The organism is Roseibium denhamense, assembly GCF_009711415.1.
In the GTDB taxonomy this organism is placed as follows: Bacteria; Pseudomonadota; Alphaproteobacteria; order Rhizobiales; family Stappiaceae; genus Roseibium; species Roseibium denhamense.
In genome coordinates, this window is the sequence record NZ_SMLZ01000106.1 from 77287 (window position 1) to 100435 (window position 23149).

Annotated in this window: 23 protein-coding genes and 1 tRNA gene; 8 read left to right on the forward strand and 16 right to left on the reverse strand. The window is 56.0% G+C overall.

Features of this window, described 5'->3' with window-relative positions:
• Positions 1–2: 2 nt before the first annotated feature.
• The 3 genes from E1180_RS10145 to E1180_RS10155 form a co-directional block, all read right to left on the reverse strand.
• Positions 3–1271, reverse strand: coding sequence for a CaiB/BaiF CoA transferase family protein (locus E1180_RS10145; RefSeq protein WP_155191064.1), 1269 nt, complete (start codon positions 1269–1271; stop codon positions 3–5).
• A 120-nt stretch (positions 1272–1391) separates the two neighbouring features.
• Complete coding sequence (locus tag E1180_RS10150; protein WP_155191065.1) at positions 1392–2258, reverse strand: CE1 family esterase; 867 nt, start codon at positions 2256–2258, stop codon at positions 1392–1394.
• 100 nt (positions 2259–2358) lie between these two features.
• Positions 2359–3162 (reverse strand): ion transporter, encoded by an 804-nt coding sequence (locus E1180_RS10155; protein ID WP_244314029.1) that lies wholly within the window; start codon positions 3160–3162, stop codon positions 2359–2361.
• A gap of 355 nt (positions 3163–3517) precedes the next feature.
• On the opposite strand from E1180_RS10155, the gene E1180_RS10160 reads away from it, so the two are divergent.
• The gene (locus E1180_RS10160; protein WP_155191066.1) at positions 3518–4279 is read left to right on the forward strand and encodes an SDR family oxidoreductase; all 762 of its coding nucleotides are present in this window, start codon (positions 3518–3520) and stop codon (positions 4277–4279) included.
• Positions 4280–4718: 439 nt separating this feature from the next.
• Here E1180_RS10160 and E1180_RS10165 read toward each other — a convergent pair whose 3' ends face one another.
• Both E1180_RS10165 and E1180_RS10170 read right to left on the reverse strand, forming a co-directional pair.
• On the reverse strand, positions 4719–5198 hold the full coding sequence (locus E1180_RS10165; protein WP_155191067.1) for a DUF302 domain-containing protein: 480 nt from the start codon (positions 5196–5198) through the stop codon (positions 4719–4721).
• A gap of 84 nt (positions 5199–5282) precedes the next feature.
• On the reverse strand, positions 5283–6434 hold the full coding sequence (locus E1180_RS10170; protein WP_155191068.1) for a YeeE/YedE family protein: 1152 nt from the start codon (positions 6432–6434) through the stop codon (positions 5283–5285).
• Positions 6435–6894: 460 nt separating this feature from the next.
• Between E1180_RS10170 and E1180_RS10175 the strand changes: the two genes are divergently transcribed.
• Entirely contained in the window at positions 6895–8037 is a 1143-nt protein-coding gene (locus E1180_RS10175) for a tetratricopeptide repeat protein (RefSeq protein WP_208997057.1), read from the forward strand.
• Positions 8038–8150: 113 nt separating this feature from the next.
• Positions 8151–9353, forward strand: a complete 1203-nt coding sequence (locus tag E1180_RS10180; RefSeq protein WP_155191070.1) for an OpgC family protein — start codon at positions 8151–8153, stop codon at positions 9351–9353.
• A gap of 80 nt (positions 9354–9433) precedes the next feature.
• Here E1180_RS10180 and E1180_RS10185 read toward each other — a convergent pair whose 3' ends face one another.
• The 3 genes from E1180_RS10185 to E1180_RS10195 all read right to left on the reverse strand — a co-directional run bounded on the left by E1180_RS10185 (position 9434) and on the right by E1180_RS10195 (position 11203).
• Positions 9434–9718, reverse strand: coding sequence for a BQ00720 family protein (locus tag E1180_RS10185; protein ID WP_208997058.1), 285 nt, complete (start codon positions 9716–9718; stop codon positions 9434–9436).
• Between the two features lie 31 nt (positions 9719–9749).
• Positions 9750–10169, reverse strand: a complete 420-nt coding sequence (locus E1180_RS10190) for an Hsp20 family protein (RefSeq protein WP_244314030.1) — start codon at positions 10167–10169, stop codon at positions 9750–9752.
• A 179-nt stretch (positions 10170–10348) separates the two neighbouring features.
• The gene (locus E1180_RS10195; protein ID WP_155191071.1) at positions 10349–11203 is read right to left on the reverse strand and encodes a LysR family transcriptional regulator; all 855 of its coding nucleotides are present in this window, start codon (positions 11201–11203) and stop codon (positions 10349–10351) included.
• 398 nt (positions 11204–11601) lie between these two features.
• On the opposite strand from E1180_RS10195, the gene E1180_RS10200 reads away from it, so the two are divergent.
• The 3 genes from E1180_RS10200 to E1180_RS10210 all read left to right on the forward strand — a co-directional run bounded on the left by E1180_RS10200 (position 11602) and on the right by E1180_RS10210 (position 13929).
• Positions 11602–11961 (forward strand): MmcQ/YjbR family DNA-binding protein, encoded by a 360-nt coding sequence (locus E1180_RS10200; protein ID WP_283404635.1) that lies wholly within the window; start codon positions 11602–11604, stop codon positions 11959–11961.
• Positions 11951–13138 (forward strand): MFS transporter, encoded by a 1188-nt coding sequence (locus E1180_RS10205; protein WP_208997060.1) that lies wholly within the window; start codon positions 11951–11953, stop codon positions 13136–13138. Before E1180_RS10200 ends, E1180_RS10205 begins: the two co-directional genes overlap by 11 nt.
• A gap of 155 nt (positions 13139–13293) precedes the next feature.
• Complete coding sequence (locus E1180_RS10210) at positions 13294–13929, forward strand: glycoside hydrolase family 25 protein (protein WP_155191072.1); 636 nt, start codon at positions 13294–13296, stop codon at positions 13927–13929.
• A 17-nt stretch (positions 13930–13946) separates the two neighbouring features.
• Here the strand turns inward: E1180_RS10210 and E1180_RS22215 are convergent, their stop codons facing one another.
• From E1180_RS22215 to E1180_RS10245, 8 genes are all read right to left on the reverse strand, one after another.
• Positions 13947–14252 carry a hypothetical protein gene (locus tag E1180_RS22215; protein ID WP_208997061.1) on the reverse strand — a complete coding sequence of 102 codons (306 nt, stop codon included), beginning with the start codon at positions 14250–14252 and terminating at the stop codon, positions 13947–13949.
• A gap of 3 nt (positions 14253–14255) precedes the next feature.
• Complete coding sequence (locus E1180_RS10215) at positions 14256–15098, reverse strand: DNA alkylation repair protein (RefSeq protein ID WP_208997062.1); 843 nt, start codon at positions 15096–15098, stop codon at positions 14256–14258.
• A 211-nt stretch (positions 15099–15309) separates the two neighbouring features.
• Entirely contained in the window at positions 15310–16386 is a 1077-nt protein-coding gene (locus E1180_RS10220) for a sn-glycerol-3-phosphate import ATP-binding protein UgpC (protein WP_155191073.1), read from the reverse strand.
• An 11-nt stretch (positions 16387–16397) separates the two neighbouring features.
• Positions 16398–17243, reverse strand: a complete 846-nt coding sequence (gene ugpE / locus E1180_RS10225) for a sn-glycerol-3-phosphate ABC transporter permease UgpE (RefSeq protein ID WP_155191074.1) — start codon at positions 17241–17243, stop codon at positions 16398–16400.
• A 9-nt stretch (positions 17244–17252) separates the two neighbouring features.
• The gene (locus tag E1180_RS10230; RefSeq protein WP_155191128.1) at positions 17253–18134 is read right to left on the reverse strand and encodes an ABC transporter permease subunit; all 882 of its coding nucleotides are present in this window, start codon (positions 18132–18134) and stop codon (positions 17253–17255) included.
• A 109-nt stretch (positions 18135–18243) separates the two neighbouring features.
• Positions 18244–19554 (reverse strand): extracellular solute-binding protein, encoded by a 1311-nt coding sequence (locus E1180_RS10235; RefSeq protein ID WP_155191075.1) that lies wholly within the window; start codon positions 19552–19554, stop codon positions 18244–18246.
• Positions 19555–20115: 561 nt separating this feature from the next.
• Positions 20116–20191 (reverse strand) — tRNA-Ala (locus E1180_RS10240).
• A 151-nt stretch (positions 20192–20342) separates the two neighbouring features.
• Entirely contained in the window at positions 20343–20738 is a 396-nt protein-coding gene (locus E1180_RS10245; RefSeq protein WP_283404636.1) for a TIGR02300 family protein, read from the reverse strand.
• A 235-nt stretch (positions 20739–20973) separates the two neighbouring features.
• Between E1180_RS10245 and aroA the strand changes: the two genes are divergently transcribed.
• Positions 20974–22329 carry a 3-phosphoshikimate 1-carboxyvinyltransferase gene (aroA, locus tag E1180_RS10250; RefSeq protein ID WP_155191076.1) on the forward strand — a complete coding sequence of 452 codons (1356 nt, stop codon included), beginning with the start codon at positions 20974–20976 and terminating at the stop codon, positions 22327–22329.
• Entirely contained in the window at positions 22326–22946 is a 621-nt protein-coding gene (cmk, locus tag E1180_RS10255; RefSeq protein WP_155191077.1) for a (d)CMP kinase, read from the forward strand. Before aroA ends, cmk begins: the two co-directional genes overlap by 4 nt.
• The last annotated feature ends 203 nt before the right edge of the window (positions 22947–23149 follow it).

Consider the following 23149-nt stretch of genomic DNA (forward strand, 5'->3'; position numbering starts at 1 on the left):
GGTCAGCTGTCCTTGTGGCTGGTAGGGGCGCCTGTGTCCAGAACGCCTTTTTGAACGAGATCGGAGATCTGGCCGGCACTTAAGTTCAAGTGACGGGACAAGACATCTGCCGTGTCCGCACCCAAGACCGGAGGAGCATTGCGGTAGGAAACCGGGGTTTTCTCCAGTTTTATCGGGGAGCCGATCAGTCCAACCGAACCGCTAACCGGATGTGGCAGGTCTATTTTCATGCCGCGATGGAGGATTTGCGGATCTGTAAAAACCTGCTGCAGATCGTTCACGGGGCCGCACGGCACTCCGACGTCCTCTAACACCCGTATCCAATCCGCCGCGCTTTTCTTGATAGTTAGCTGGCGAAGCAACGGGATGAGTTTTTTCCGGTTCCGGACCCTGTCTGAGTTCTTGGCAAAGAGTGGATCATCGGCCAGTTCCGCGGCACCGGCCACGGTGCAGAACTTGCGGAACTGGCTGTCATTACCAACCGCAAGCGTAAAGGCCTGATCGGCACCGGGAAATGTCTCATAAGGGACAATTGTCGGGTGCCCGTTGCCAAGGCGGCCTGGGACAATACCGGAGATCAGATGCGCGACACCTTGGTTGATCAACCAGGACACCTGCGCGTCCAGAAGCGAGATATCTATATGCTGTCCCTCACCGGATACGTGCCGGTGGTTCAGCGCGGCAAGGATGGAAACGGTTGCGTACATGCCGCACATGACGTCGGCAATGCCGGTCCCGCATTTGGTCTCCGTGCCGCCCTCTTCATCGGGAAATCCCGTCAGGGACATGATGCCGCCCATACCCTGGATCAGAAAATCATATCCTGCCCTGTGAGCATAAGGACCGGTCTGCCCGAACCCGGAAATGGAACAGTAGATTAAACGCGGGTTGCGCAGCTTCAAGGTTTCATAATCAAGACCGCGGCGCTTCAGGTCTCCAACCTTGAAGTTTTCGACAAAAATATCGGCCTTTTCGGCAAGTCCGGCAATCAGGGCCTGGCCTTCGTCACTTGCAAGATCAATGGCAACCGATGACTTGTTCCGGTTTGACGACAGGTAATAGGCGCTTTCTGCGGTCTCATTGCCCTCTGTGTCTTTCAGGAACGGTGGTCCCCAACCGCGCGTATCGTCGCCGCGCCCAGGCCGTTCGATCTTGATCACTTCCGCACCAAGGTCACCAAGGATCTGTGTGCAGGTTGGGCCAGCCAGAATGCGGGACAAGTCGAGGACAACAAGCCCCGATAGGGCACCTTGTTCGGGAGGGGTCTGCAAGTTTTTGCACCTTGTTTGATTTTTTGGCACAGGACACCAAGCAAACCGCCCCGTCAATAACGCGGTTCAGCAAATAGGACGTGCTCATCTCACAATCCGGTAAGCGGGCAGTGATCGTGACTAGCCTTTATTGTCCCACCCCTTCAGACCGGACAACGTCTTCCAGGCCCGCTTCATCCAGCCGGCCTCGACGCTGTGGCCACCATCGTGAAGGCAAAGTTCCAGCAAACCAGTCTCCGGCTGCCAGCGCTGGCACGATAATTTTCCATCTTGATACGCAATCGCCGACTCTTCCGACAGGTTGTTTTGCTGCCGCCAAATGGCAAAGCTCTCAAACACGTCACCCTGTTTCCACTGGCCGCCGCCCAGCCAGCGTCCTTCTAGCGGAACAACCGTGTCGCTGGTTCCATGAACGTGAAAGAGGTAGGGGGCATCTGTCGGGCAGCTCTGCGGCAACGGCTCCCAAAAAGCACCGGCAATCGGCGCGTAACCGCTAAACCTTTTTGAATCGGCACAAGCCAAGTACCAGGTCATGAAACCGCCGGATGAAAACCCGGACAACAGAGTTCGGTCCACATCAACGTCAAAGCGGTGTTCGAGATCAGAAAGGACACCGTCGAAGAAAGCCGGTTCATCTCGCAAGTTGCGAGGTGCTGTTGGAAACGACCAGGTTCCATTCACGCCTTGTACGGCAACAAAAGCAACACCGAGGTCGTCCGCCAGCTGTTGGAAGTTCTTGTTGCGGATCGCGTTGACAGCCTTGCCGCGATGTCCGTGCAAGTAAAAGATGGCGCCCAAGCTACTCCCAGCGGTCTTCCCGCTCGGCATATGGATGTAGTACTCGCCGCCGTCTATCTTGCATGCAACTTCACCGCCGCATTCCGAAGCCGCTGCACCAACTCCCGGCACACCTGCAAGGCCGCCAAAAAACGCCAAACCAAAAAGCCATGTCTTGTGGCGTATTCCCATCAAACGTCTGAAAGTCATAGCCCCGTCCACTCCTGCCCGGTTCACCTGCTGGACGGATTGGAGGATGGCGCGTGGCCGCCTATTGTCCAGATGTCCTTAATCACATCTGAGCGAGCCGCTAATCCCAGGTACCGTCCGTCGGTATGTTGAGCGTTCTTCCGCAATGCTTGCAGTGAACGGCATCCGGATCGTGCCGGTTCAAGCCGCAATCAGGGCAAGCAAACTGAACTTTTGCAGGACGGAAGATTGTTTGAACCAGGCGCAGGAAAAGTCCAACGCCAAAAATCATGATCAGCACGGTCAACAGCCGCCCGAGACTATCCGTCATCGTGATGTCGCCGAAGCCGGTCGTTGTGAGCGTGGTCACCGTGAAATAAAGCGCATCAAGGTAGTTGTTGATGGCATCGTTCCGGTCATGTTCCAGCACGAAGACAACCGCAGTTATCACGAATATGAACACCGCAAGATTGACTGCCGATTGGAGAATTTCCTCGTTTCTGCGGAACCACTTGGACGCGTCGCGCAGCTCTTTCAACAGGTGATAAGACCGCAAAAGACGCAACATGCGGACAACGCGCAAAAACGCGAAATTCTCGAAAAAGGCCGGTACAATGAGGGAAATGATCACAACGACATCGGCAAGCGAGGTGAAGCTAAAAACGTATCGTTGCGGAGTGGGCGATGCGATCAAACGGGCAATGTAATCCGCCGTCAAAAAGACCGCGATGCCGTAATCAAGCGCATGATGGTGCCGGTCGGGATCAATCATCGCCGAGACGATGAAGTACGCGATCGTGATGAGATCGATCAGCAGCAGACCATAACGGAAAGCCCGCGCCCGCGTCGTGTGACCAAAATAGAGTTGCCGCAGAAAGGTTTGAATCGCGGGCGTGTCCGCTGCCATAAAGGCGTCCTTTGTCATTTTGCCGCGCCTTGTTCAACCGACAGGAGAACACGCTGAAAGTCAATCAGCATCTTATGTTGGGGTCGTGTACGGGCGCTGGTCCAAATTCCGTCTGTTCCGTTTGGCTCTCACCAGCTTTTTAGCCGCTAACCAGCTCGCTCTGGAACAGTTCCCACTCGGACAGATAAAGTCCAAATTTTATGGGAGTGGGAAAAATTGATTTGGATTTGAACGCTTCGGAGCCTCTTTTGCCCGTCTGATTGATCGCAAAACGATTCAATCAGACCGGGTTATGCTCTAGGATACGCCGCAAATTCATTGTCAAAATCGTCCGTTTACCAAAACAGGACGCACAAAAAACAAGGGGCCTTTGATGTTTGATTTGTCTGGTAAAGTCGCGCTTGTCACTGGAGCCAGCAGGGGGATTGGCGAAGCTGCGGCGCGCGCTTTTGCGCGAAGCGGGGCCAAGACTGTTCTTGCAGCGCGCTCATCCGAGGACATTGAGCGGATCGCGCAGGAAATCAATTCATCCGGAGGCGAAGCCTTGGCGGTGGCCTGCGACGTCTCGGACTACGGAAGCATGCAGGCCGCCGTCACCAAAGCCATCGAAGCCTTCGGCGGGCTGGACATCCTTGTCAACAATGCCGGCATTATCGAACCGATTTCACGCATTGAAGACAGCGATCCGGATGCATGGGGCAAGGTGATCGATATCAATGTGAAGGGCGTTTACAACGGCATCCGGGCGGTCGTGCCGCATATGCTGAAGAGCGGCTCCGGGACCATTGTCAACATCAGTTCCGGAGCGGCGACCGGTGCCCTGGAAGGTTGGAGCCACTATTGTTCATCGAAGGCCGCCGCCCTGTCTTTGACACGGTGTGCAGACAAAGAGTTTGGCGACAAGGGACTGCGGATCGTCGGACTGAGCCCGGGCACAGTTGCCACGCAAATGCAGGTGGATATCAAGGCATCCGGGATCAATCCGGTAAGCCAGCTTGATCCCGCAGTTCATATCCCTGCCGATTGGGTCGGGCAGGCCATATGCTGGCTCTGTACTCCGGCAGGCGATGCTTACAGGGGAACCGATTGCTCTTTGCGGGATGAGGACGTGCGTAAAGCCGTTGGGCTGGTCTAGTTCTGCGGGCAATAAATCGGCGCCGACTTAAGTCCCAATGCTGATCGATTGGGGAGTGGTTAAGGCTATTTGGGCATTTGGAGGAAAACGCCCGATTCTCTGACTTAAATCCCCATGTGAAGCATCAGTTTCACAGCGCTTTTCTTGACCGGTACCCGGTTTGCCTCACCGCAACAAAAGAGGGCCGCAATGCGGCCCTCCCATGAGATCGTTTTGACCTAAAATCCGGATCAGATCCCAGCGGAACTTTTCAATACCAGAGGCTGCTCCAGCACCGTTCCATTCCGCCCAGACTTTTGGGCCAAGATCCGATACTCACTAGACATGGGCACACCTCCTTTCTGCTGTTAAAGACCAAAGAAAGGTGGGGCCAGCATAAAAATTTCTCAAGCCTAAAAACTGGACTTTCCTGCCGCACATTCGTGCAACCGTGCAGCTGTCACTCAGATGCAACAGCGCGTTCGGCAATCGACAGGAAGACCAGATCCAGCTCAAAGGCAAGATCTTCCAGCGGCTGACCGCCCTCCTCAAAGTACGGCGAGAAAACAGCACCCGGTGTTTTCCAGGAAAGCGTTGCGGTTCCATCCGTGTTTTCTGTGACGTAGAAGCGGATCGGCGCCTCAATGCCTGCCGCCACGGATGCCTCCAGCATCCGCAAGGCATAATCATTCCGGAAAACACCCATTACGCGGTTGCCGGGAATATCGATTCCACGGCCTTTTGCGCCGGCCGAAGCGCTTGCCTGCGTTACCAGCAGCATTCCTTCCGCCTTGACCGCCGTCTCCACCCTCTGCACGAGATCGGCAAAACTGTGAGGTGTCGGCACGACCTGCCAGCCTTTCCTATCATCTAGAGCCTGTGCATGACCTGCAACCGGCAGGGAAAGGATTAGTGCCGCGAGAATTAAAATTGGTCGCATGTCGTCAGTCTCCTTAGCGCGTCAGCGCGATCCTATCCGCTACACGCATGATCTCAGCTCACAAGTTGGTGTCGCCCCCGTGTCTCATGACATTCCAAGGCGCACGCGGAGCTTGGTTCCTGCCATGCTGCCGGCGAACCCAAACAGCAGCCATAACCAGCCGTGCAAGGACCCGGACACAAGCCCGCCGAGATATGCGCCGATATTACAGCCATAAGCGAGGCGCGCGCCGTATCCCATAAGCAGCCCGCCAGCGATGGCGGTGACAAGATCCCGTCCCGACAGGCTCCAAACCGGCGCAAACCTTCCTGCCAATCCGGCTGCGGCCATGGCACCCAGGATCACGCCGAAATCCATGACGGATGTTGTGTCCCGAAAGACGGAGCTTTCAAGTGCACCTCCCTGCCATGTCCAGTACGGCCATGTTTCGACCGGGATCCCAAGTGCCGCAAAACCCTTTGCGCCCCAAAGCGCAAATGCGGACGTAATTCCCCAGGGCCGGCCAACCACGATAAATGTCGCAATGCTGACGAAGGCAAGCATGACAGCTCCGAACATTGGCGACCAAGGGCCTCTTAAGATGCTTCCAGTTTTCGGAGAAGGCGACAACGCTCCATGTGCCGACCGCTCCACCAGAACGGTCGCGATGGCCAGAACGCCCAGGACGGATGCAGTCAGACCAAAAGCGGCATGCGGGCCAAGTTCGCGGATCAGGGACAGCGCTGGAAGACGGGGAAGCTGCGCCCAAACATGGAGGTGGGCTGTCGCGGCAACCGATCCCAGAATGAACGCGGCGAGCGTGATCATCATCCGGGTTGAGCCGCCGCCTGCCGTGAACAATGTGCCCGACCCGCACCCTCCGCCCAACTGCATGCCAACACCGAACATAAAGGCGCCCACCGCAGCCGCGATGCCGAAAGGGAACACAAATCCGCCTGCCGGCCAGCCAAGATCACTGCCCCAGGCAATCAGAGGAAACGAAACCGCACTGGTCAGCAGGATAAGAACGAATTGGGCGCGCAAGCCGGCCCCTCGGCGTTCGGTTATGATCTTCCGCCACGCAGCTGTGAAGCCAAAACTCGCGTGATAAAGTGCAATACCGGCAACGCTGCCAATCAACACAGCCATGGCCTGCCGTGCGCCGGCTTCGCCATATGCCAACAGCATGACGAGGACGATCAGCAGGCCAGCGCAGAAGGCAATGGAGCGTTGCGGGGCTAGTGTTTTTGGTGCCATAACCCATCCGTTCCCGTTGATGGAATGCCGAAAGTTTAGGCATCGAAACTGCCCCTAAAGCCATATTTTCGCAATGATCCGCACTTTAGCTGTCATACACACTGCCAACACCTTTTTGTGTTTTGCAGTTCATGAGCAAGCTGCGGATTTTGGGGCCTAATCCGCTAGATTAACGGCAAAGCGTCACCAAGCTTCGGCGAACTTATGAAAGCACAGCATGCGTCTCAGCGATCAATTTGGATATGACCTGACCCTGTCCAGCCAGCCAGCCGTCACAGCCTGGAATTCAGCGGTCCAAGCTTTTTTGGCACATGGGAAGACCACGCCGCAGCATTTGGAAACTTGCTTGGACCTCGCCCCGCAGTTTGCTCTGGGGCATGCGGTCAAAGGTCTCTTTTGCTTGCTGTTGGGCCGAAAAGAACTCTTGGCCGCCGCAAAAAGCTGCTCGGAAACAGCTCGCATGTCTGCGTTCGGTACGCCTGTGACCGCGCGAGAACAGTCGGTTATGGACGCGCTGGAGGCCTGGCTTGAAGGATACCCATCCCGGGCAGCTGACATTCTTGATGGTGCCTTGATCAAGGCACCCGAAGATGCGCTGATCATGAAACTGGTTCATGCCATCCGCTTTGTGCTGGGCGATGCTGCCGGAATGCGTCAATCGATCGAGCGGATCCAATCCGCCTATTCCGAGACCCATCCGGCTTACGGCTACCTGCTCGGGTGTCATGCGTTCTCTCTGGAAGAAACCGGCGACTACCGGCAAGCCGAGGCCTCCGGCCGCCGGGGGCTGGAGTTTGCCCGTGACGATGCGTGGGGGCTTCATGCAGTTGCTCACGTCCATGACATGACAGGGCGCTCCGAGGAAGGTGTCCGCTGGCTGGAAAACCATCCGGACGGCTGGACCCACTGCAACAACTTCGGTTACCACGTGTGGTGGCACCTTGCGCTCATGTATCTCGATCAAGGTCAGGGGGATAAGGCGCTGGCGCTCTACGACGCCGACATTCGCAAAGACAAGACCGACGACTACCGCGACATCTCAAATGCGGCCTCCCTGCTCGTCCGGCTTGAACTTGACGGCCTAGACGTCGGATCACGCTGGGACGAGATCGCACAACTTTCCGATAAACGTGCTGAAGACGGCTGCAATGTCTTCGCCGACCTTCATTACCTCCTTGCCCTCTTGAATGGCGGGCGGCGCATGGGCACCGAACGGCTTCTTCTGAGCATGAAGGAACGTGCCCAAGGCGAGAACGATATCGGCCGGGTGACCCATGAAACAGGCCTACCGACGGCTCTGGGATTGGAGCAATACCGGCGCGGCAACTACGCCTCTGCCTTCAGCATGCTGACATCGTCCCGCGACAGCCTCTATAAGATCGGCGGCTCCCACGCCCAGCGGGATGTGTTTGAACGGATTACGGTTGATGCCGCTTTGCGCGCAGGTCTTTCAAGCGAGGCGGAGACGCTTTTGAAAGACAGGGCGCACAAACGCGGAGCGCTTGACCGGTTTGCAGAACAACGGCTCGAAATCTGCGAAAAAATGCGCCGGGCCGAGCGCGTGATGGAAGATGAAAAACTTCGCGCCGCCGGTTCTATTTGACACTATAACGCATTCTCAAAACACGACCCTCATTTGCTGGATTGACAGTGAACGCGCATTCACAACCTAGACGCCCCCGCGACCCTCGGCTGGATTTCTTCCGGGGGATCGGCATGTTCATCATTTACATCGCGCATGTTCCCTGGAATTGGTGGACGCTTTGGATCCCGGCCCGGTTCGGCTTCTCGGACGCGACCGAGATCTTTGTCTTCTGCTCCGGTATGGCGTCAGCTCTTGCTTTTGGAAAGATCTTTGAAATCCACGGCTGGGGCATTGGGGCTGCGCGCATCCTACACCGCATGTGGCAGGTTTATTGGGCCCATATCGGCCAGTTTTTGATTATCGCGGTCGGCCTGGTCATGGTTCACGAAAGCGGATTTCTTCAGGACTGCTGCGGCCTGACACAGGACTACGTCGTTTCCTTAAACCTTTGGCATCTCTTTAACAATACCACGGTTGCCTTGCCTGGGATTATGACGCTCACCTGGGTCCCGAATTATTTCGATATATTGCCCATGTATATCGTGATCCTGGCGCTGATTCCGCTGATCATGCTGGCTGCACGTGTATCCGTACCGCTGGCGTTTGCCGTCTCAATCACGCTTTGGCTGGCCTCGCAGTTCGACCTTCTTAACCTTCCCGCCGAGCCTTGGTCGGATCGGAAGTGGTTCTTCAATCCCTTCGCTTGGCAGCTGTTATTTTTCACCGGTTTTGCCTTTATGCGGGGATGGATCCCTGCGCCGCCGGTGAACAAAAAGCTGATCCTCCTGTGCGCCTTCACTGTGGCCGCAACCATTCCGTTCGCTTACTTCCGGGTTTTTGGCGAAAACCATCTGGATCTGGCTTGGGCGCGGGACGTCCGGGAAGCAATCCGCCCGCTCTGGGTGAAGACCGAATTCGGTCTGTTCCGGTATGTGCATTTTCTGGCGCTCGCCTATCTGGCCTGGGTTGCCGCGGGCGAGCACGGAAAACGCCTGATCGGGCATGGCAAGATCTGGAACGGATTTGTCGGCGTCGTTCAAAAGGTCGGGCAACAGTCCCTTGCCGTTTTCATGGCCAGCCTTGTCTTCGCGCAGGCATTTGCAATCCTTCGTGACATGGTTTGGGGCCGGGGCGAATGGCTGCCGCAGGTCTTGACAAATTTGGCCGGTTTCCTTGCCTTGATTGCCGTCGCCTATCTGGTTGGCTGGTACAAGAGCGAGCCGTGGCGCAAACCGCCGCCCCCAAAAAAGACGCTTGATCCAGACCACGCCGGTGCAGCGAATCCTGCCCAGGATCAAGACGGGACGAAATCAAAGCAACCCGCGCTCACATGAAGGCAGTTGCCGCCTTCCATCTCCTCAAACAAAAACACCGGTCAAAGGACCGGTGTTTTTGTTTCTTTGAGTTGTGTCCCTCAGTGCAGAGACGCCATCTCCAAGTCTTGTTCGAAGGCGTTGGCAACCGCTGCTTCGCGGCTATCCGCCAGCAGGATCGGCGTGCCATCCGCATTGAGCAGTGCATAGAGCGTCATATTGTCCTGAAGCATGGGAACCTCAGGGAACATTTCCTTCAGGTCCTTCGCCTTGATCGGCTTGATATAAGCGACATCACCTGTGCCAAGCTCGATGAGCTCATCAACAGACATGTATTCGGACAGGAAAGGCCCATCTGCCCAGGCCGGAGTGTTGGGATCGTGCATCAGTGTGTCTCCATATGTTGGCTAACGAATGTTATTCGCCGCTGGAGATTTCTATTTTTCGGATGACCTTTTCGGGCTCCGGGCGCGCGAGATCGATTGACAGTAGACCATCCTTGAGGTCGGCTCCGAGGATCTCGATCCCCTCGGCCAGAACGAAAGCCCGTTGGAACTGCCTAGCGGCGATACCGCGGTGAAGATATTGCCGGGACTTGTCATCCAACTGGCGCCCGCGGATCACAAGCTGGCTTTCCTCAACCGAAACATCCAGTTGATCCCGCGTGAACCCGGCCACCGCGAGTGTAATCCGGATAACATCACCTTGGCCTTCCTCTTTCGGAAGCCTTTCAATGTTATAGGGCGGATAACCATCATTTGCGGCTTTGGATACGCGGTCGAGAACCCGCTCAATATCGTCGAACCCAAGCATTAATGGGCTAGAAAACGCTGACATACGTGTCACCCTCAAAGTCCTTGTCGAAGCGACCTTGCGCCCAGACCCTACCAAGAGGCATCCGGGCAGGAGCATCCCGCTCCCTTCGCTATTGAATATGGAGACTTGTTAATTTTGAATCAAGAAGCGGGCATTTATTGCTCGAGCGTTCGGGTAGACCACCTGTCCGGCAGTCCGGATTAGGGCTTCAAAATCGGATTGGACCGCAACAGTTTTAAAATCCCCCGGGACGCCGCCCTTACGGCAGGCTCGTGTCTTTCCTCATGATGAGTGACAATCCAGCGTTCCGTTTGCAATTCCTCGATAGGATCCCCTATCTGAACCAGATCGGGAAAGGCGGCACCCGCAAAAATCGGCAACACCATTCGGGCTTTACCCTGCCGAACAAGGGAAAGTGCCAAATTCGCTTTGTTGACCGTGACTGTCGGTCCCTCATGTCCGCGCTCGCGGAGCCATAGCCCTGTCGGCGTGTTCGCATCATCTTCGACCAGCTCCACCCAAACATGCTGGCCGCTGGATAAATCGCGTTTCGATTTGAACACGGCAAATTGAACGGTGCCCACCTTCTGCCCTGCTAGCCATTCCTGCACCGGCCGCCGGTTGCGGATACCGATATCTATCTGACGTCGGGCGATATCGCGGTCCCGCATATCCGATAAGAACTCGGGGCACCAGGATGCGTCTGGTCCCCAGAACTCATCGATATGGTCAATCAGCAATCGCATGGTCCAATCCCCGGCAGAAATGCGAACACGCCGTATGGCACTCTTTCCCTGGCTCCATCGCCCAATCAATTGGGCTGCCTGCTCCATATCCTGGGCCTGGCGGACAAGTTCGTGCCCGCTTTCCGTCAACTCGTAGCCTCGCGCTCCCCGTTCCACCAGGCGGGCGCCAAGCGCCCGTTCAAGCGCGGCAACCCGTCGGCTCAAAGTTGCGGGGCTTATTCCCGTCGCGCTTGCAGCACCGGCAAGTCCACCTGCGCGGGCGACCGACAGAAACAAGCGGAGATCATCCCAGCTCAAAGTTTGTTTCATTTTTGAAACTTTAATCTCTGTTTCACAGTCTTCCGCTTCTCCAGATTTCCGGGCCTTAGTAAAGATCCAAGCGAGCCTTATGTTAGAATGGATCTTAAAGATGCATATTTGTTTCATATGCGCAATTCAGCAGCGTACTTCAAAGCGAGGCAGTTCAAAACATAGCCACACCTCTGCCGGTCCGCTTTATCCGGCAAAATGGGAGCTTTGGCCGGAGCCGCTGCCGGAGCACATTCAGCACCGCCATGAAGCGGTGCGGCGTCAGAACGAGGCCAGGGCGCGTTTGGTCAAATCCATCTTTTTATTCAGATGGTTTAGACCTTGCATGCGAGCGCTGAAAACGTCACTGTCAGCCGTCCTTTCGTCCAAGCCTTCCAAATTCCGCTGAGATAACCCGAGTGACCCGTGAAGAATTCGACCTGTTTTGTAGCGCTCTGCCCGCCACGACAAATGTCGTTCAGTGGGGCAATGCCTCGGTTTGGAAGGTCGGCGGAAAGATTTTTACGGTCTGCTCACGCTGGGGGGCCGGCCAGCAAGACAAGATCAGTTTCAAATGCTCCGATATTTCCTACGCGCTTTTGATCGAGCAGGACGGGGTTATACCAGCACCATACCTGGCACGCGCCAAGTGGGTACAGCGTGAGACGGCATCGACGATTTCCGATGACGACCTGAAGGCTTATCTGAAGGAAGCCCATAAAATCATTGCGGCCAAGCTGACAAAAAAGCAGAAGAAAGAGCTAGGTCTTGGCGCATGAATTTGCCGGCAAATGGCGGTCGCTCAGTCTCCTGATGATTGCCGAAATCGCCGCAATGAGCCTTTGGTTCATGTCGGCTGCGATCCTTCCGGATCTCTCCCGCGAGTTTCAGATAACCGAGTTTCAACAGGCCGCTTTGTCGAGCGCCGTCCAGATCGGATTTGTCGCCGGGGCCCTGGCGTCAGCGCTTTTGGGTCTCGCCGACCGGATTGACCCGCGCCACTTCTTCGCCGCCAGTGCAATTTTGGCAGCAGGCTTCAATGCAAGCCTGCTAGTGGTGGAACCGGGCGGTGCTCTGTCAATCGCCGCCCGCTTTGCAACTGGCGTCCTACTTGCAGGTGTTTATCCGGTGGGGATGAAAATCGCCGTTGGCTGGGGTCAAAAGGACCGGGGTTTTCTGGTCGGAACACTGGTGGGAGCGCTCACGTTCGGTTCCGCTGCCCCTCATCTTCTGGCGCTCTTGGGGGGGACGGACTGGCGCTGGAGCCTCACCGTTGCTTCGCTGGCCTCAGCCGCAGGCGGCATCCTCTGCCTGGCGACGTCCCTTGGGCCGTTTCATGCAAAAGCCCAACGCATGAAACTCAGCGCCATTACGACGGCCTGGACAAACCGAAAAATCCGTTACGCTTATGCAGGGTATCTCGGTCATATGTGGGAACTCTACGCAATGTGGGCCTGGATCGGCGTTGCGTTGGCTGCAAGTTTTTCGGTTCAAATGCCATGGGAGGAGGCCCTGCCGCTCTCCCGCCTCATCGCGTTTTTAACGATTACGGCCGGAGGCGTTGCCTGCATTGGCGCAGGGCTAGTTGCGGACAAGGTCGGGAAAGCAAACATCGCGATCCTGGCGATGGTCATAAGCTGCGCCGCGGCGCTTGCCTCCGCTTTAAGCTTTGGCGGACCGGTCTGGCTGGTCATCCTATGCGCCCTCATTTGGGGAGCCGCCATCCTGCCGGATTCTGCGCAGTTCTCCGCCCTCGTGGCGGACTATGCACCTGCCGATCAAGCCGGCAGCTTGATGACTTTCCAAACGGCCCTTGGTTTCGCCCTTACTTTTTTCACTGTTCAATTGACGCCGCTCGCGGCCGACAGCATCGGGTGGCCCGTTGTCTTTTTCGTCATGGCACTCGGCCCGCTGGCCGGCATTTTCGGAATGTTGCGGCTCAAGGCCCTCACATAAATTCCGTTCCCGCGTCTTTCCCTGCAGCACGAGGGCATCAGGCGCTTTGCTAGAAGCGCCCAAAGGTGCTCGACCATTTCACACTCAATCGGCTTTAGGCGTTAAATCCGGTCGAATTTGACGCCCGTTGATTTATGCGCAGACGGGGATCAGCGATGAATTCATGGACCGGTGCCGGTATCGACGTGTCCCACTATCAAGGCACGATCAGTTGGGAAACCGTTGGCAACACTATTGATTTTGCCATGATCAAGGCGAGTGAAGGCGACACGGAAATGGATCCGTTGTTCCAGACCAACTGGGCGGGATGCAAGAACAACGGCATCCTGTGCGGGGCCTACCACTTCTTTCTGCCAACGGACAGTTTTTTGAACCAGGCCGACTTGCTCATTTCCCAGCTGCAATCCGTGGGGTTTGATCCGGAGATCGACCTGCCGCCAGCGATAGATTGCGAAGAGATGCAAGGTGTGAGTACCTCGACGTACATATTCGCGCTGCAGCATCTGGTGACGTTGTTGGCGCAACAGATCGGCTGCACTCCCATGATTTACGTCTCACCCGCGTTTTGGGACGGGTTGAACAATCCCGATTTTTCAAAGTGCCCGCTTTGGATTGCCGACTACACTGCAGCCGACACGCCTGAGATACCCGCCCCTTGGGCGACCTATGCAATCTGGCAAAGTTCGGACGAAGGCCAGATAGATGGTGTCGCCGGTGATGTTGATCTCGACAGCGCCAATCCGTCCTGGTCTCCGAACGCGCGCCAAGAGCCGAAGCTACAATGGTTTTGAGGTCAGCATCTGGTTGATTAGCCCGGAACCTTTGTCTCTTTATGGCCGGGCATGATCAACTCGAACTCAGTCCAGCCAAAGTCTTGTCCGTTGATCCGGACGCTGATCGCTTGTGTCCCCGGATGATAAACACGGGTCGTGATGGGTACAATTGCATGGGAACGATTGAGTTGGCTGCGCTCTCCAGGCTCCAGTTGCAAGCGTGTCCACTTGAAAACCTTGGGCGCAAGCTTGCCATTCGCCTTCCTGAAGTGCAGCACATAGTCGACAACGAGGTCCTGCCGTTCGGCGGAGGCAGATTGGAGGTCGATGTAGAACTCCAAACCCTATCCAAAACAGATCGAGGTTTCGGCCAGGCTTGGCCCCTCGAATTGAAGCTCTGGCGGATTGAGACCGAAGGCCTTCAAGGTTGCCGGGTGACCCGACTTGATGAGCGTTCTGCAAGCATGTTTGACGAGCTTCTCGCGGTTCTTGTCAGCGCCTTTCAACCAATTTGCAGCAATGCCGGCAACAAGGTCCGGGTGATCCTTTGCAATGTCATTCAAATGGTTTGCGACAGATCGCCGGACATATTCCTCAGGGTCATCCTTCAGCCTCTCCAAGAGAGGAAGTGTTGGCGCGGGATCTTTCACAAGCTGTTTGAGCTGCATGCCCCACGGTAGACGGGGCCGTGTCCCTTCCGATACCAAGCGCCTGACGTGAACACAGTCATCTTCAGTCCAAGGCGCCATGATGGCCAATGCGCGCTCCTGATCCTTCGCCAAGAATGGCCGGACATCGAACTCCGCTGTCGCCCGCTTGGTCATCTCTTTCAAAAGAGCAAATGAAGCCTCAAAACCGTCAAGCCCCCAGTCTGAAACAATCATCCCCAGGGGCATGATACCCCATCCGCGGATACCCTGGTCGTCGCTGTGCCGGTCAAATGCAATTTCGGTATTGGGATGCAGGACGGCTTTCAAAATTTTGAACCGCTCCTCGAGATCCATCGGGAGATATTGATGCGCGGTATCCGCAATCAGGCGCGCCCTTTGCTTCAGCTCCAAAGGCTCTATGGAGCCGAGCACCTGACTTTCAAAACCTGTCTGATCAAAGGTGGCGCAATTTTTGGCAAATTGTCTGCCGAGCTGGCGAACCAAGTCAGCGGACAGATTGTTCTTGAAGGGCTCCATGAAAAGTCCTGATGCTGTTGGCCCACCGGTGTGACAAAAAACGCCCGCTTTATCCAGACACCGGCTCAAGTCCTCCTGACATCCTCCCGTCAGGAGGCCTGCCGCAGGACGATCAACGGATGCTTAAAAAAAACCACCCCGATTGCTCGGGGTGGTTTGGTCAAGGCAGGCCGACCCTCGTATTGCCGCCCGCCTCAAAAACAGAGACGTGTCAGTCGATCCGTTTACCGGTGTCCGCGTCGAAGAAATGCACGTCTTCCGGCATAGCCTGCAACACCAGTTTCTGTCCCGGCTGATACTGCGCATGGCTTGAGACCCGGACCACGATTTCCGGCCCGCCTTCGCCGAAGCTGGCATAGAGAAAACTTTCGGCTCCAACGGGCTCAAGCACGTTCACAGTCACATCAGCCGTGACGGCGGCATCCGCAGATGCTGTTTCTACGACTTCGAAGTGTTCCGGACGCACACCCACGGTATAGCTGTCTGCGCCATTTGCGTTTTTGCCGGACAGACCGCTGCCGTTTGTGAGCGCCAGCCCACCATCCCTGACCGTGACAGGCAAGAGATTCATTGCGGGCGAGCCGATGAAGCTTGCGACAAATGTCGAGGCAGGTTTGTCATAAACGCTGATCGGTGATCCTATTTGCTCAATTACGCCGCCATTGAGAACCACCAAGCGGTCCGCGAGCGTCATGGCTTCCAGCTGATCGTGCGTTACGTAGACGCTTGTTGTGCCCAGCGAGCGCTGAAGACGCTTGATTTCAACCCGCATTTGAACGCGCAGTTTGGCGTCCAGGTTGGAGAGCGGCTCGTCAAACAGAAATGCGGCGGGCTCCCGGACAATCGCGCGGCCCATGGCCACGCGCTGGCGCTGGCCACCGGACAATTGACGTGGCCTGCGGTCCAGGAAATTCCCGATTTCAAGGATACCGGCTGCTTCCTTAACACGCCGGTCGATTTCGTCTTTCGCCATGCCGCGGTTCTTCAAACCGTAAGCAAGGTTGTTGTAAACCGACATATGCGGGTAGAGCGCATAGTTCTGAAACACCATGGCAATGTCGCGGTCAGCCGGATCAACATTGTTGACCAGGCGGTCCCCGATTTTGACTTCACCAGTGGTAATGTCTTCCAGGCCTGCGACCATGCGCAGCAAGGTGGACTTGCCGCAGCCAGACGGGCCAACCAGAACGATGAATTCGCCATCTGCGATATCGATGGACACGCCTTTGACGGCTTCCACGTTACCGGCATACACCTTCCGGACTGTGTCGAGCGTGATAGTTGCCATTATTGTTTTCCTTACTTGTCGCTCTCGACGAGCCCTTTGACAAACCAGCTTTGGAAGACGATCACCACGATCACGGGCGGAAGCATGGCCAGGATCGCGAGCGCCATGGCCTCGTTGAATGCCGGGATCTGAGACCCGACCCAAACCTGCATGATTTGTTTAATCCCACGCACCAGGGTGAACAGGCTTTCATCCGTGGTCATCAGGGTCGGCCACAGATACTGGTTCCAGCCGTAGACAAACATGATTATGAAGATGGCCGCGATCATTGTCTTGGAGAGCGGCACAAGTATATCCTTGAAGAATTTCCAGGGACCTGCGCCATCAATCCGGGCCGCCTCCAGAAGCTCATCTGGGACCGACAGGAAAAACTGGCGGAAGAAGAAGGTCCCCGTTGCCGAAGCAATCAACGGAACGATCAGGCCGGAATAAGTGTTCACCATGCCGAGCGACTGCACGATCTCGTAAGATGGCAGAATGCGGACTTCCAGCGGCAGCAGCAGGGTCGAAAAGATCACCCAGAAGCACAGAGACGCAAAAGGAAAGCGGAAGTACACGATCGCATAAGCCGCAAGCATCGAGATAACGATCTTGCCGATTGCAAATCCAAGCCCCAGGATCAGCGAATTCTTCAGCATGACGAAGCCGTCGACTTCTTTGGTAAAGCCGCCTGCCCGGAACAAGACCGTTTCATAGTTTTGCAGGAACTGATCACCGGGGAGAAACTGAACCCCTTCCCGGTAAATCGTGATGGCGTCATGCGTGCTGGTGATAAAGGTCAGCAAGACAGGCGTGACCATGAAAAACACACCGGCAAGCAGAACTAGATGGTCGGAGAGGTGAAGCTTGTTGTTCATCGCCGGTCCTCAAGTGTAATGGACGCGCCGCTCAATCAAGCGGAACTGGATGACTGTCAGGATGAACACGAGCAGCATCAGGATCACCGATTGTGCCGAGGAACCACCGAGATCATTGCCGCGGAACCCGTCCAGATAGACCTTGTAAACGAGCGTTACAGGGTTGTTGCCGGGCTCGCCTTTCAGAACAACATCGATAATGCCGAACGTGTCGAAAAACGCGTAGGTGATGTTGATGATCAAAAGGAAGAAACCGGTCGGCGCCAGAAGCGGGAATGTGACCGTCCAGAACCGCCGGAAGCCCGAACGGCAATCGATGCTTGCTGCTTCCTGAACGGATTTGGAAATCCCTTGCAAACCCGACAGGAAGAAAATGAAGTTTACCGGCACCTGCTTCCACACGGCCGTGACGGTCATAGCAAAGCTTGTGTCGAAGAAACTGACCCCGATTTGCATGTCCCAGCCAAGAAGCGCAAAAAATTCCGTGATGGGCCCAACATGCTGATCGAATAGCAGCACACCAATCAGACCGGCGACTGGCGGCGCGACCGCGTAAACCCACATCAAGAGCGTCTTATACGAGGATGCGCCACGGAGCACCTTGTCCGCCTTGACGGCCAGCAAAAGCGCAATGCCAAGCGACAAGAAGGTGACAAAGAAAGTAAACACGCCAGTGAAACGTGCTACCCGCCCATAATCAGATGATGTCAACGTGTCAGTGAAATTGTCCATGCCGACAAAAGTCGCGCCGAAGCCGAAAGGGTCTTCCAGATAGAAGGACGATTGCACCGCCTCGGCCGCGGGCCAGAGGAAGAAGATGGTCACGATGGCCAATTGCGGCAGAAGCAGCAAGAATGGCACGGTCCGCGACTGAAACTGGACTTTTTTCATCAAGGCACCGGAAAGGTGAACAGCGGACTGCCGCAAGCAGGCAATCCGCTGTTGAAACAGAGAAATGAGGGCGCATGGCGCGCCCCCATCTTGGATTGGTCAGGTCGGCTTAGTTGGCTGTGGTCTTGGCGAAGCGCTCAAGAAGCTTGTTGCCTTCGTCTTCGATGGCTGCGAAAGCGTCTTCAACAGAGGTCTCACCAGACATGATCTTACCGTATTCGCGGTTCATCACGTCACGGATCTGGACGTAGAAGCCCATGCGGTAGCCTTTGGTCCAGTCGCCACCCGGAAGGGTCAGCTGCTTGATGCCGATTTCAGCAGCAGGTGCTTCTTTGTAGTAGCCGTCTTTCTCAGCCAATTCGTATGCAGCGTTTGTGATCGGCACATAGCCGGTGTCTTTGTGCCACTTGTACTGAACTTCCGGAGAAGCCAGATACTCGAAGAAGGACGCGGTGCAGTTGTTTTCTGCTTCCGGCTTGCCAGACATGGAGAAGAGCGCAGCACCACCGATGAAGGTACCGGTGCCAGCACCTTCAACAGCGTCCCAGTAAGGCAGGTATGTCGCGGAGAACGGGAACTCAACAGTTTTCTGGATGCCGCCGAAGGAGCCCGAAGAACCGAGCCACATGGCAACCTTGCCTTCGTTGAACGGGGTTTGGTTGTCGCCCCAGCCAGTGCCGTAGTAACCGAACAGACCATCGTCCAGCCAGCCTTTGACAGCAGTGAAGTGGTTCTTGATCGGCTCACCGAAGACCAGCTGAGTGCCTTCTGCGCCGTCATAACCATTGTTGTTGGTTGCAAACTGCAGGTTATGGCGGGACTTGAAGTTCTCGGTAAAGATCCACGGCAGGTGAGACTGAGCGAGCGGCACGTAGCCAGCTTCTTTCAGCTTCGGCGCGATTTCGATGAACTCTTCCCAAGTCTTCGGAGCGTCAACGCCAGCTTTTTCCAATGCGTCTACGTTGTAGTAGAGGATCGGAGTGGAGGAGTTGAACGGCATGCCGATCATTTTGCCGTCGCTATCGGCGTAGAAGTAACGAACACCGGCAACATAGTCTTCGATGTTGAAGTCAACGCCTGCGTTTTCCAGGATGTCCTGAGCCGGAACAACAGCGCCTTTAGCGCCGATAACAGTGGCCGCACCGGCATCGAAGACCTGAATGATGTTCGGCTGCTCGCCAGCGCGGAATGCCGCGATGCCGGCCGTCAGGGTCTCTTCGTAAGTGCCTTTGTAAACCGGAGTGATCTGGCAAACATCCTGAGAAGCGTTGAAGCCGTTGGCGATTTCAACGGTTGCTTCACCCAGTGCACCACCCATTGCGTGCCACCAGGAAATCTCGGTCGCAGCATATGAAACTGTAGATGTGCCCAGAAGGGCAGCTGCAGCAACGATGCCCGCAGCGGTCTTACGATAAGCCATAGTTCACGCTCCCATATCAAAAGGCATAAGCCCTGATCAGCAGTTGGTTGGTCGCTGTCCCAATTTTCCGGAGGGGTCAGCGCTGTAAAACTTAACACCTGCGTTTGTTATTATTTTCATATGAACGTTATATGACGCTCATATGAACATCAAGCGACGGACAGAATTTTGAGATTTCGGGAGCTGTCTGATGCGCTTCTTCGGCACAACTGATCAAATAAAGTTATATGGATCAATGATTTATCAATAGGGCATTCATCAGGTCCACACACGGAGCAGACCCGAGGCGCACCTGATCAGTTTTCGCGCATACAACTGGGCAACGATTGAGACAAATGACACATCAATGCGAAAATATGACGACAGACTCGCAGGAAATATAGGTGCAGCGTTTAGCTGCTTGGCCGGCGTTTAGGTAGGCGGACACCCGGCACCCGTCAAAGCATGAGCGGTGATATGGATGGTTCTAGAACCGAGAGCCTATGGCAGGAACCGAAGTCGGCTCATCCGCAAACACAGGCGCCAATCAGAACACATTGCTTTTCGCTTGGGATAGAAAAATGGTGGAGCCTAGGGGAATCGAACCCCTGACCTCTTCGCTGCCAGCGAAGCGCTCTCCCAGCTGAGCTAAGGCCCCTTACCAGACGGCGCCGGTATGGGTCACCGGCTGTCGATGGAGGCGGAACATAGTCACCCTGCCCCCGAAGATCAAGCAGAAATTGGAGGGAATTGTATACCCCCCTGTGGAAAATGAAAAGCGGCGGAAAACCGCCGCTTTTTAATACCTATTAGCGGTCCGGATCGTCGTCAACTTCAACGCGGATGCCCGGCACAGCATCGTCGTCTTCATCTTCGTCATCGATAAAGACATCATCGTCAGACGCATCGTCTTCGTCCAGCTCGACGTCATCACCGTCGATATCCGGCACATCATCGTCACCGCCTTCAGCCTCTGCATCCGCTTCTTCCAGCGTCACGATTTCCGGAGCAGCAGCGGTGTCTTCTTCCTCTTCATCGTCATCCTTGGTCTCAACGACTTTCGCCGCCTTGGCGGCGCGGGACGTCATGACCACTTCGAAAATCGTACCACATTTGGGGCATGTCACCGGATCACGGTTGAGGTCGTAGTATTTAGCGCCGCAGCTTGCGCACAGCCGCTTTGTGCCAAGTTCAGGTTTTGCCACTGTGCTCACCCTTCTTCATGTGCATGGCCTCATGAGGCCGGTTTTTCTTGATGGCGCCGCCCATAGCCCTAACAACAGGCATGTGTCAAAGCGAAATCACCGTTTTCTGTCCCGTGTGCCAATTTTTCTGCACGTTGTGGCGGAAATTTCAAGCGCGCGAACAGATGACGCCATCGCATCCTCGTGATAGGACGATGCACCTTTTGACAACCCGTTAACATCGCGGACATTCAATATGTCACATGAATCCTCGCCCTTGCCGCTCACTTCCAGCGCAGGCGCGCCCCTGACAGGCACAATCAAAGTGCCTGGCGACAAGTCCATTTCCCACAGATCTTTGATGTTTGGCGCACTCGCGGTCGGACGCACAACGGTCAAAGGCCTTCTTGAATCGGAAGATGTTCTGGCAACCGCAGAAGCCATGCGCGCGGTTGGCGCTGTCATCAACAAGCAGGCTGACGGCACTTACACGATTGACGGTATCGGACTTGGCAGTCTGCTGGAACCGGAAAGCGTGATCGACTTTGGCAATGCGGGAACGGGCGTCCGCCTGACCATGGGAATTCTCGGAAGCCATAATATCGCAGCGACATTTGTCGGCGACGCATCGCTTTCAAAACGTCCTATGGGCCGCGTCCTCAACCCACTCCGCGACATGGGCACCAATGTCATCGCACGCGATGGCGACCGTCTGCCCGCGTCCATCAAGGGTCCGGAACAGGCTCTGCCGATCACTTACCGCGTGCCGATGCCATCCGCTCAGGTGAAATCAGCGGTGCTTCTGGCCGGACTGAACGCTCCGGGCGTCACCACGGTGATTGAGCCGATCGCCACCCGGGATCATACGGAAAAGATGCTCAAAGGGTTCGGCGCCGACATTTCGGTGTCACTCAATGAGGCTGGCGAGCGTGTCATCAAGCTGACAGGTCAACCCGAACTGGAACCTCAAGATATCGAAGTGCCAAGCGATCCGTCCTCGGCCGCCTTCCCGATTGTTGCAGCGCTGATCACGCCGGGCTCCGACGTTACGATTGAAAGTGTTCTGTTAAACGAGCACCGGACAGGCCTGATCACTACCTTGATCGAGATGGGCGGTAAAATTGAGATTTTGAACCGCCGTGAGACCGGCGGCGAAGAGCTGGGCGACATTCATGTCAAGGCGAGCCACCTGAAGGGCATTACCGTCCCGGCGAGCCGTGCTCCGTCCATGATCGACGAATACCCAGTTCTGGCTATTGCTGCAGCATTTGCTGAAGGCGACACGTTCATGCCGGGGCTGGACGAACTACGGGTAAAGGAATCAGACCGTCTTGCAGCTGTCGCCCGCGGCCTTGAAGCAAACGGCATACCGTGTGTCGAGACAGAAGACACCCTTACAGTCACCGGCGGCGCCAACAACATTGGTGGCGGAACGGTCACAACCCATTTGGATCACCGGATTGCGATGTCGTTCCTCGTCCTTGGCATGGCAGCCCACAAGCCGGTCACGGTCGACGACGGTGCCGTCATACAGACGAGCTTTCCAACCTTCACATCCCTTTTTGAAAAGATGGGCGCCAAGATCTCGGCAAATTCAAGCGAGGCTGCATGATCATCGCGATAGACGGTCCGGCCGCCTCGGGAAAAGGCACCCTTGCGCGGCGGCTGGCCGAGCATTTCGAACTGCGCCACCTGGACACCGGGCTCACGTTCCGCGCCGTGGCCGCCGCACTTTTAGCCAAGGGTTTGCCGCTCGGCGATGAAGCGATCGCGGTCGAAATAGCGCGCAATCTTGACCTGGCTCAGATGGACAAGTCCGTCCTATCCGCGCATGAGATAGGCGAGGCTGCTTCGCGGGTCGCCGTGCTCGGTGCGCTTCGGCAAGAGCTGGTCGACCTCCAAAGACGCTTTGCTGAAACACCTCCAGGCGCGGTTCTGGACGGGCGGGATATCGGGACAGTTGTTTGCCCGGATGCAACGGTGAAACTGTTCGTAACCGCGAGCCCGGAAGCCCGGGCCCGGCGGCGCACAGACGAAATGCTCTCCAAGGGCCAGGAGGCAACTTACGCCTCTGTTCTGGAGGATTTGAAGCGCCGGGACGAACGGGACAGCCAGCGAACTGTGGCCCCGATGAAACAAGCGGACGATGCGGTCTTGCTTGACACCACGGAAATGGATATAGAAGCAGCGTTCCAAGCGGCTGTGGATATCATTTCCAAGGCTGCATAAACGAACGATGACGTGGGGCTCACTTCCAGTGTGCCCCTTTCGGCGCATCTTTCGAGGAACCCGCCCTCAGGGCCTTAATGTTCAGAAATGGACACGAATCTTCGGCAGTGCGTATTTTCGCGCCCTGTGACGAGACCGGATTTTGTGTTTCCCGCCCCGCCGGCCCGCTTGGCAACAAGTGGAAGAACCAGACGAAACGTCGG

What these genes read in the sequence shown, in the direction of transcription:
- E1180_RS10150 (WP_155191065.1), bottom strand. Translation starts at nt 2,258, where the DNA reads ATGACTTTCAGACGTTTGATGGGAATACGCCACAAGACATGGCTTTTT.
- E1180_RS10155 (WP_244314029.1), bottom strand. Translation starts at nt 3,162, where the DNA reads ATGACAAAGGACGCCTTTATGGCAGCGGACACGCCCGCGATTCAAACC.
- E1180_RS10160 (WP_155191066.1), top strand. Translation starts at nt 3,518, where the DNA reads ATGTTTGATTTGTCTGGTAAAGTCGCGCTTGTCACTGGAGCCAGCAGG.
- E1180_RS10165 (WP_155191067.1), bottom strand. Translation starts at nt 5,198, where the DNA reads ATGCGACCAATTTTAATTCTCGCGGCACTAATCCTTTCCCTGCCGGTT.
- E1180_RS10170 (WP_155191068.1), bottom strand. Translation starts at nt 6,434, where the DNA reads ATGGCACCAAAAACACTAGCCCCGCAACGCTCCATTGCCTTCTGCGCT.
- E1180_RS10175 (WP_208997057.1), top strand. Translation starts at nt 6,895, where the DNA reads ATGTCTGCGTTCGGTACGCCTGTGACCGCGCGAGAACAGTCGGTTATG.
- E1180_RS10180 (WP_155191070.1), top strand. Translation starts at nt 8,151, where the DNA reads ATGTTCATCATTTACATCGCGCATGTTCCCTGGAATTGGTGGACGCTT.
- E1180_RS10185 (WP_208997058.1), bottom strand. Translation starts at nt 9,718, where the DNA reads ATGCACGATCCCAACACTCCGGCCTGGGCAGATGGGCCTTTCCTGTCC.
- E1180_RS10190 (WP_244314030.1), bottom strand. Translation starts at nt 10,169, where the DNA reads ATGTCAGCGTTTTCTAGCCCATTAATGCTTGGGTTCGACGATATTGAG.
- E1180_RS10195 (WP_155191071.1), bottom strand. Translation starts at nt 11,203, where the DNA reads ATGAAACAAACTTTGAGCTGGGATGATCTCCGCTTGTTTCTGTCGGTC.
- E1180_RS10210 (WP_155191072.1), top strand. Translation starts at nt 13,294, where the DNA reads ATGAATTCATGGACCGGTGCCGGTATCGACGTGTCCCACTATCAAGGC.
- E1180_RS10215 (WP_208997062.1), bottom strand. Translation starts at nt 15,098, where the DNA reads ATGGAGCCCTTCAAGAACAATCTGTCCGCTGACTTGGTTCGCCAGCTC.
- E1180_RS10220 (WP_155191073.1), bottom strand. Translation starts at nt 16,386, where the DNA reads ATGGCAACTATCACGCTCGACACAGTCCGGAAGGTGTATGCCGGTAAC.
- ugpE (WP_155191074.1), bottom strand. Translation starts at nt 17,243, where the DNA reads ATGAACAACAAGCTTCACCTCTCCGACCATCTAGTTCTGCTTGCCGGT.
- E1180_RS10230 (WP_155191128.1), bottom strand. Translation starts at nt 18,134, where the DNA reads ATGAAAAAAGTCCAGTTTCAGTCGCGGACCGTGCCATTCTTGCTGCTT.
- E1180_RS10235 (WP_155191075.1), bottom strand. Translation starts at nt 19,554, where the DNA reads ATGGCTTATCGTAAGACCGCTGCGGGCATCGTTGCTGCAGCTGCCCTT.
- aroA (WP_155191076.1), top strand. Translation starts at nt 20,974, where the DNA reads ATGTCACATGAATCCTCGCCCTTGCCGCTCACTTCCAGCGCAGGCGCG.
- cmk (WP_155191077.1), top strand. Translation starts at nt 22,326, where the DNA reads ATGATCATCGCGATAGACGGTCCGGCCGCCTCGGGAAAAGGCACCCTT.